Origin of the sequence: Flavobacterium sp. (genome assembly GCF_044361015.1) — a bacterium.
Taxonomy (GTDB): Bacteria; Bacteroidota; Bacteroidia; order Flavobacteriales; family Flavobacteriaceae; genus Flavobacterium.
Genome location: NZ_JBIKJL010000074.1, coordinates 1 through 8,214, shown reverse-complemented (window position 1 = coordinate 8,214; position 8,214 = coordinate 1). Strand labels below are relative to the sequence as shown.

At 33.8% G+C, this 8,214-nt stretch carries 3 protein-coding genes; 1 reads left to right on the top strand and 2 read right to left on the bottom strand.

Features of this window, described 5'->3' with window-relative positions:
* On the bottom strand, window positions 1-2,408 hold a 2,408-nt coding region (locus ACIQ2Z_RS11965), incomplete at its 3' end, for a DNA methyltransferase (RefSeq protein WP_396184390.1).
* A gap of 34 nt (window positions 2,409-2,442) precedes the next feature.
* Window positions 2,443-6,957 carry a DNA polymerase III subunit alpha gene (gene dnaE, locus ACIQ2Z_RS11960; protein WP_396184389.1) on the bottom strand — a complete coding sequence of 1,505 codons (4,515 nt, stop codon included), beginning with the start codon at window positions 6,955-6,957 and terminating at the stop codon, window positions 2,443-2,445.
* 299 nt (window positions 6,958-7,256) lie between these two features.
* Between dnaE and ACIQ2Z_RS11955 the strand changes: the two genes are divergently transcribed.
* The coding region (locus tag ACIQ2Z_RS11955) for a hypothetical protein (protein ID WP_396184388.1) at window positions 7,257-8,214 on the top strand (958 nt) is incomplete at its 3' end.

Below are 8,214 nucleotides of genomic sequence, written 5' to 3'. Positions count from 1 at the left end.
TGTTGTATTTCTACTTGTTTGTCGTTGATTTCTTTTTCTAGTTTTTCTTTGGCTTTGAGTTGTTTATCTGTTAATTCGCTAGCAAAAACTTGGTAGGTTTGGTATTTGTCATAGTATTCGGCGTTTAGTTTTCGCAAGTCGTTTTGCAGTTTGGTTATGCGTAAATCGGCTAGTTTGAACTCGTCTTTAAAGAGTTGTAAGTTCTTTTTTAAAACGTCTTTTGCTTTCTTATCGTTGGTTTTTTTATAAATATGCACCCAATTTTTATATTCTTGCAGTTTCTTTTGAAATCCTGTTATACGTTCAAACACGTTGTCTTTGATGGCAAATTTAGAAATTAGCGAGTTTCCGGTTTTGATGTTGATGTCAATATTGGGTAAGGTATGCAATTCTTTGTACTCGCTTTCTTTGGTGTAATAGGCGTTTTTTAATAATTCAATCCACAAACGCAATTGACAAATCATGACACTTTTTGGGTTGATGTCCACACCAAAAAGGCAATTTTCGATAAGGATTTGTTTTTCAGTAAACAAGCAACTTTGTAGCTCTTGTAACTCGGGAATAATGTTGTTATTTTGGTTTAATGTGTATTCAAAAAGCTTGTCGGTTTCTTGGTTTTGAATGATGAGTTCGTCGTTATCTAAAGTAATGCTATATCCTAAAACTCGATTTCCATTAGTGTAACTCAAAATATTTAAATCACTTTTAATGGCAATCATTTCGTTCAATGCCGAAACCAAAAAGTGTCCCGAACCAACGGCTGGGTCTACAATTTTTATGTCGTTAATGAGCTTGTTGGCTTCTGCTCTTTGGATTTTATCAGTATAATCTACTTTGTCTTTAAGTTCGTCAAACTCTTGAATGCTTTCGCATTTTGGAAAACTGGTTTTAAATTTTTCTACTACAGCTTTGCGTATGGTTTCACGACACATATACATGGTTATAAAACCGGGAGTAAAAAACGAACCGTCTTTGTAGCCATTAATTTTTTCAAATATCAATCCAAGTACCGAAGCGTTTATAATTGATTTATTTTCTTCTTGAATTTTGGCATTACTTTCACTTGCAAAATTATAGGCATCGAGAAATTCTAAAAGGTATTTTAAACTGGTTTTGGGTTTAATTTCTTCTTTGGTTCCTTTCTTTAAAACTGATTTTTTGTAAACAGGAATTTCCAATCGGTCTTTCAATCCGCTAATTCGAGTTGCATTTGCTTCGAGCTCGGTTTGTTCAAATAAGGAGCTGTTTAGATAAGGAATAGCTGCGTACTTTTGAACTACTTCTGGTTTTCGGTCTTTTATTTTTTCGGCTAAAACATCAAAAAACAATTCTTGTAATTCATCAAACTCTGAAATTTTTGAGGGAGACAAAAAGCTATAATCAGCGTTAGCATTTTTATGATAATTGATTAACTGCGATTCTAATAACTTTAAAAACAAAATTCGGTTGAGCCAAGTAATGCATAATTCTAGAGCGGTTTCGTAATATTGGTTTTCTATTTCGTCACTTTTATCATACCCTAAATATTTATTGGTTTTAAGTATTGCAATCGTGTTTTCGATAAATGACCCTGCATTTCTTTCGGCTTCGTTAATTCTTCGAATGGTTTTTTTGGCAGTTGCTGTACTTTCTTCAAGACCAATAATGTAAAGTAATTCGTTATAGAAATCGGTATTTAAAGAATTACTATCGTTGGCAAATTTTTTATTGAGTAAATGTTCGGGCGACAGAATTTTGTATAAATCAATTAAGTCGTCATCATTTTTTGGATTACTGTCTTCAATGTTCTTTCTATAATCTAATAAATTAAAATAGGTACACGGAATTTCCTCTGCAAATTCAGCTAGGTATTTTGCGGCAATGTTTTCGTAAAAATATTTTGTATCGTGACCGGAAGTTTTATAGGCGAGATAGTCTTTTTTAAGTTTGGTATTTCTGAAAATGTTCTTTTCAAACCAAACCCCGTCAAAAATAAACCATTCATAAATATTGGTCACCACAAGATTTGTTATTTTATGATTGTTGTGATCAACGGTTTGACGTAAATAATATAAAACGAGTTCTTGCAATGCTTTTACATTGGCATTTTCTGCCGAAACCATATCGCGTTTTTCGGTTGGTTTTTTAAATTCTAATAAAACACCAACATCATCGGAAGTATTGTTACCTAAACGGATTACTAAATCTTCTTTTTTATTAACGTTTACAAGATATTTATCTTTGCAATACACGTTTTTAAACAAGTCGGCAATAACATTTTTATGGTATTCTTCGTCTTGCTTTTCATCAATATGATTAAAAGTATTTTGCAATTCCTTTTTAAAAAGCTCCATTTGTTCACGTGAAAGTGATTGCTTAAAGTAAGCTTTATTTAAACTTTTAGAAGGTTTTATTTTTAGTAATTTCATTCGTGGGAAATGAGTTTCTTCAAATGTAAGTATTTTAATTCAATTTGAAATCTACATCTAACTTTGATAATTCAAACAAAAGTTCTTTCGATATCTGCACTTTCAATTTTCGACTTGGCATCGTTAATTTAGTAACTAGTTTAATCTCTTCCGTTGGAGGTTGCAGTTCCATTTCAATTTCCTCTAAATTTTCAACATCCAAATCTTCTTCAACCGATAAAACGACAGGCTTAATTTCAATTTCTCTGGTCACTTTTTCCAATTCCATCACCTCAAAAGTAACGGTATTATCACCTTTGTAATTTTTAAAAACAGTTCCGAGTTCTTCAATTACATTTTGCTTCAATTCCATGATATTCATTTGAATCGTTAGTTTTTTTGCAAACTGCGTCAATACATCTTGTAAATATTGTATCATTTGAAACTGAATTCGCGGATCCCCTTTTTTTCCTGTTTCTGCATTTGCCCAACCTTCGCGAACCATCACCTTCATAAATGTAAAATTATTCTGGATGAGGAAATGTCTGAATTTTAAATACTCTTCGCCATAAATTCGAAATTCATGACTCTCATCATACCCTTCTAATGTAAAGGAAGCCCAACCTTTTCCGTTTTGTGCTGCACGATGTTGCACGTTGGTTATAATACCTCCAAAAGTGAGATTTTTATTGACATGTTGCTCCAAGTGTTTCAACGATTCCAATTTAGAATTACAGAAATACTTCATTTCATACCGGTAATCATCCAGAGGATGCCCGGAAATATAAATCCCGACCACTTCTTTTTCTTTGGCTAGTTTTTCCATCGTGCTCCACTCTTCACAAGGCGGCACGACAGGTTCGGCAATTTGAATTTCACTGGCATCACCAAATAAACTTACTTGAGCGGAATTTTCATTTTCTTGGTATTTAGCTCCGTATCGAATGGCCTTTTCTAAAAATGTAACATTATCTCCATCGTTATGGAAATATTGTGCCCGATGTGTTTCAGAAAATCCATCAAATCCTCCGGCTAAGGCTAAGTTTTCAAATGCTTTTTTATTAGCAGCACGCAAATCAATTCGCTTTCCTAAATCGAAAATGGATTTGTATTTTCCGTCTTTTAGTCGGTTTTGAACGATTGTTTCAACAGCTGCGGCACCCACACCTTTAATTGCTCCCATTCCAAAACGAATGGCTCCATTGTCGTTTACCGTAAACTTGTAGAACGATTCATTTACATCCGGACTTAATACTTTTAACCCCATCCGTTTACATTCTTCCATAAAAAACGAAACCTGTTTGATATCGTTCATGTTGTTGGATAGAACTGCAGCCATGTATTCTGCTGGGAAATGAGCTTTTAAATAAGCCGTTTGATAACCAATCCAAGCGTAACAAGTGGAATGCGATTTATTAAAGGCATAACTCGCAAAAGCTTCCCAATCTTTCCAAATTTTTTCTAAAATAGTCGCATCATGACCTTTAGATACTGCTTGTTCAATGAATTTTGGTTTCATTTTATCCAACGTTGAACGATCTTTTTTACCCATGGCTTTACGCAAAACGTCGGCATCACCTTTTGAAAAATCGGCTAGAGATTGAGACAAAAGCATTACTTGCTCTTGATAAACTGTAATACCGTAGGTTTCATCTAAATATTCTGCACAAGCATCCAAATCATATTTTATTTCTTCTTCGCCGTTTTTTCTGCGAACAAAAGAGGGGATATATTCCAATGGCCCGGGACGGTATAATGCGTTCATTGCAATTAAATCGCCAAAAACCGTAGGCTTTAAATCACGAAGGTATTTTTGCATTCCAACCGATTCGTATTGAAAAATACCCACTGTTTCTCCACGTTGAAATAACTCATACGTTTTGACATCATCGATTGGAAAAGCATCCGGATCAAGTTCAATTCCGGTTCTGTATTTAACTAATTTAACCGTGTCTTTGATTAAGGTAAGGGTTTTCAAACCCAAGAAGTCCATTTTCAACAGACCGGCACTTTCCACTACAGAATTGTCAAATTGAGTAACATACAATTCAGAATCTTTGGCAGTTGCAACAGGAACGAAATTGGTAATATCGCTTGGTGTTATAATCACACCACAAGCATGAATTCCGGTATTTCTAAGCGAACCTTCTAAAACTTTTGCTTGTTGAATGGTTTCTCCGGCTAATTCTCCTTCTTTAGCAATCGCAATTAATTCTTTAATATTATCAAACTCATCGGAACGAACCGCTTTTTTAACTTCTTCAATCGAATCGGATAAAAATCGGGCTAAACTCCATTTTCCAGGCATCATTCCCGGAATCAATTTAGCTAATTTATCGGCTTCAAAAAGAGGTAAATCTAGTACACGAGCAGTATCTCTCAACGATGATTTAGTGGCCATTTTACCATAAGTAATAATTTGAGCCACCTGATTTGAACCGTATCTATCAATCACATATTGTATCACACGACCACGACCTTCATCATCAAAATCAATATCAATATCGGGCATGGAAACGCGATCTGGATTTAGGAAACGCTCAAAAAGCAAATCATATACCAAAGGATCAATATTAGTAATCCATAAACAATAGGCTACCACTGAACCGGCTGCTGAACCACGTCCGGGTCCTACTGAAACATCCATTTCACGAGCTGCTCTAATAAAATCCTGAACAATCAAAAAGTAGCCGGGATAACCCGTATTTTCGATGGTTTTTAATTCAAAATCCAATCTCTCCTCTATTTCAGACGTAATAGTTCCGTAGCGTTTTTTTGCTCCTTCATAGGTAAGATGTCTCAAATATAAATTTTCACCTCTTTTACCAGCATCCTCTTCGTCTTCTGCAACTAAAAAATCTTGTGGAATATCAAATTTTGGAAGTAAAACACCACGAGCCAAATCGAAAATTTCTATTTTATCGACGACTTCATTAATATTTAAAATGGCTTCCGGTAAATCGGCAAAGAGTTTTTTCATCAACTCGCCCGACTTGAAATAATATTCCTGGTTCGGCAAACCGTAGCGATAACCGCGACCTCTTCCTATTGGCGTGGCTTGTTTTTCACCGTCGCGAACACAAAGCAAAATATCGTGAGCATTCGCATTTTCTTTATCCACATAAAAAACATTGTTGGTAGCCACCGTTTTTACGTCATGCTTTTTGGCTAATGAAATCAACGAAGCATTCACTCGATTTTCATCTTCTTGGTTATGCCTCATGAGTTCGATGTAAAAATCATCACCAAATTCAGTTTTCCACCAAAGCAGGGCTTCTTCGGCTTGATTTTCACCGATATTTAATAATTTATTGGAAACTTCTCCGGTTAAACTTCCGGACAATACAATGATATCTTCTTTATATTTTTGAATGACTTCTTTGTCAATTCGTGGCACATAATAAAAACCCTCTGTGAATCCGATGGAAGACATTTTAGCTAAATTATGATACCCTTTTTTATTCTTAGCCAACAAAACCACTTGGTAACCATTGTCTTTTCTGGTTTTATCTTTGTGATTTTCGCAGACAAAAAATTCGCAACCTACAATCGGTTTGATAATGGTTTCGGTTGGATTTTCTCCGGCTTCAACGGCGGCTTTATTTTTAGCTTCAGCCGATTTATTATGATATAAAACATCACGAACAAAATGAAAAGCACCCATCATATTGCCGATATCTGTCATGGCAACGGCAGGCATTTTATTATTTACAGCAGCTTTAACCAAATCTGCAACCGAAATAGTTGATTGCAAAACCGAAAACTGTGTGTGATTATGCAGATGTACAAAATCAACCTCTGCCAAAACCGCTTGATTTTTGGAATCGTCTTTTTTGATTGTTTCCTTGGGTTGCTCTTTTTGAAATTGTTTTCGAATGGCTTCCGAAGCTTCTTTCAAGTTGATATGTTTCAACCCGACAAGCGGAATTTCCTTCGGATTGTGTTGATTAAATTCTCTGAAATAACTCGCTGGAACGTCGAGCTCTTCCTTCGTGAAAATCTCTCTTTTGATTAATTCAAGAAAACATCGGGTGGTTGCTTCTACATCGGCAGTAGCATTATGGGCTTCTGCAAAGGGAACTCCAAAAAGATATTGATGTAACTCAGTTAAGGTGGGTAATTTGAACCTACCGCCTTTTCCTCCGGGAAGCTTGAGTAATTTTGCAGTGACTTCAGTACAAGTATCTAAAACCGGCATTGAACTCATAGGAGATTCAACCCCCATGCGATGGAATTCACAACCCATAATATTGACATCAAAACCAACATTCTGACCAACAACAAATTTAGATTTGGCTAAAGCGGTATTGAATTTTAGCAGTACTTCTTTTAACGGGACACCGTTTTGCTGAGCCAATTCCGTTGAAATTCCGTGAATTCGCTCCGCGTCATAGGGAATATTGAAACCGTCAGGTTGTATCAAATAATCTTGATTTTCCAGCAAATTTCCCATCTCATCGTGCAATTGCCAGGCAATTTGAATGCAGCGAGGCCAATTATCGGTATCGGTAACGGGTGCATCCCAACGTTTAGGCAATCCGGTGGTTTCGGTGTCGAAGATTAAATACATTTGAAAGTAATTAGTGAAAAGTGATTAGTAATTAGCTGAAAAAATAAGTAATAATTACATTTTCAAAAATACATTTTCAAGAGATGAAAATCAATTTTAGTTATTAACAAAAACGAAAATTAGCTCTGGAAAATACTACTTATAAAGATCTTAATATATCTTCTATCATTAAGGAACAATTTTTTTACTTTTGTCACAAGTCAAAAAAAGTAATTTACTTAAAAAATTTTACTATGATTAATTTTCAAAAAACAATAAATGTTAAGCATTATATTAATAAATTAAATTTTTATTAGAAAATGAAAGATCTATTTAATCTTATCACCTGCTTGGCTATAATGCAAGCCATTATATACAGTTTTATTTTTATATTGAATAAGAAGAGAAATACGTCTTTAATACTTTTAGGTATTTATCTTTTTACCCTTGTTGGTCCCGGATTTCATTTTTTTCTTGATAATTTTAACATTAAAGCAGTTTTTGAGTTTCCTACAAATTTCTTTTTTTTATCACCTACTATATTTTATCTCTATACAAGAAGCGTGTTGGGTGTTTTGAAAAAAAAAGATTATTGGCATCTTTTACCAGGCATTATAGAATTTGTTTTTTTTATGCTATTGTTTTTTTACCCTGAAGAATTAGCAAGACCTTTTTATCAAAACATTTTCTTTCCAAATAGGGTTTTCGCTTATTTAGTTCTTATTCCAATATATAGCATATCATATCTTTTGGCTTCAATTATTTTACTGAAAAAATATAAACCGGTGGTTAAAAACTTTTACTCTAGCGATGAGGAAAGTAGATTAAATTCGATTTATGTTATAAATTGGATATCTATATTTTTGTATTTGTTGGACACTATAAGTTCTATTATTAGGATTAAAAAAATTTATAATATAGATACTTTGATGGTAATGACAATCGCTATTGCTTTTATTGTTTATTGGATTAGCATTTATGGGATTAACCAAAAGAATTTACTATTAGAAATTGAAATAGAAAATGACCAAAAAGTTGTTAACGAAAATCCTTCAGTTGAAGAAATAGATATTCCATTTCAAAACGATATAAACATTGTAGAGTATGAGGAAAAATATAATAAAATTATTTCCTTTGTTAGCGAATCCAAAATTTATAAAGACAAAGATTTAAACTTGTTTACCTTTGCCAATCGATTACAAATGCCTTACAGAGAAGTATCTAATGTTATTAACAAGTTTGCCAATAAAAATTTTAATCTTTTTTTGAATGAGTTTA

Bases quoted from the DNA above. Each gene is read 5' to 3' on its own strand.
- dnaE (WP_396184389.1), bottom strand. From the start codon at position 6,957: ATGTATTTAATCTTCGACACCGAAACCACCGGATTGCCTAAACGTTGG.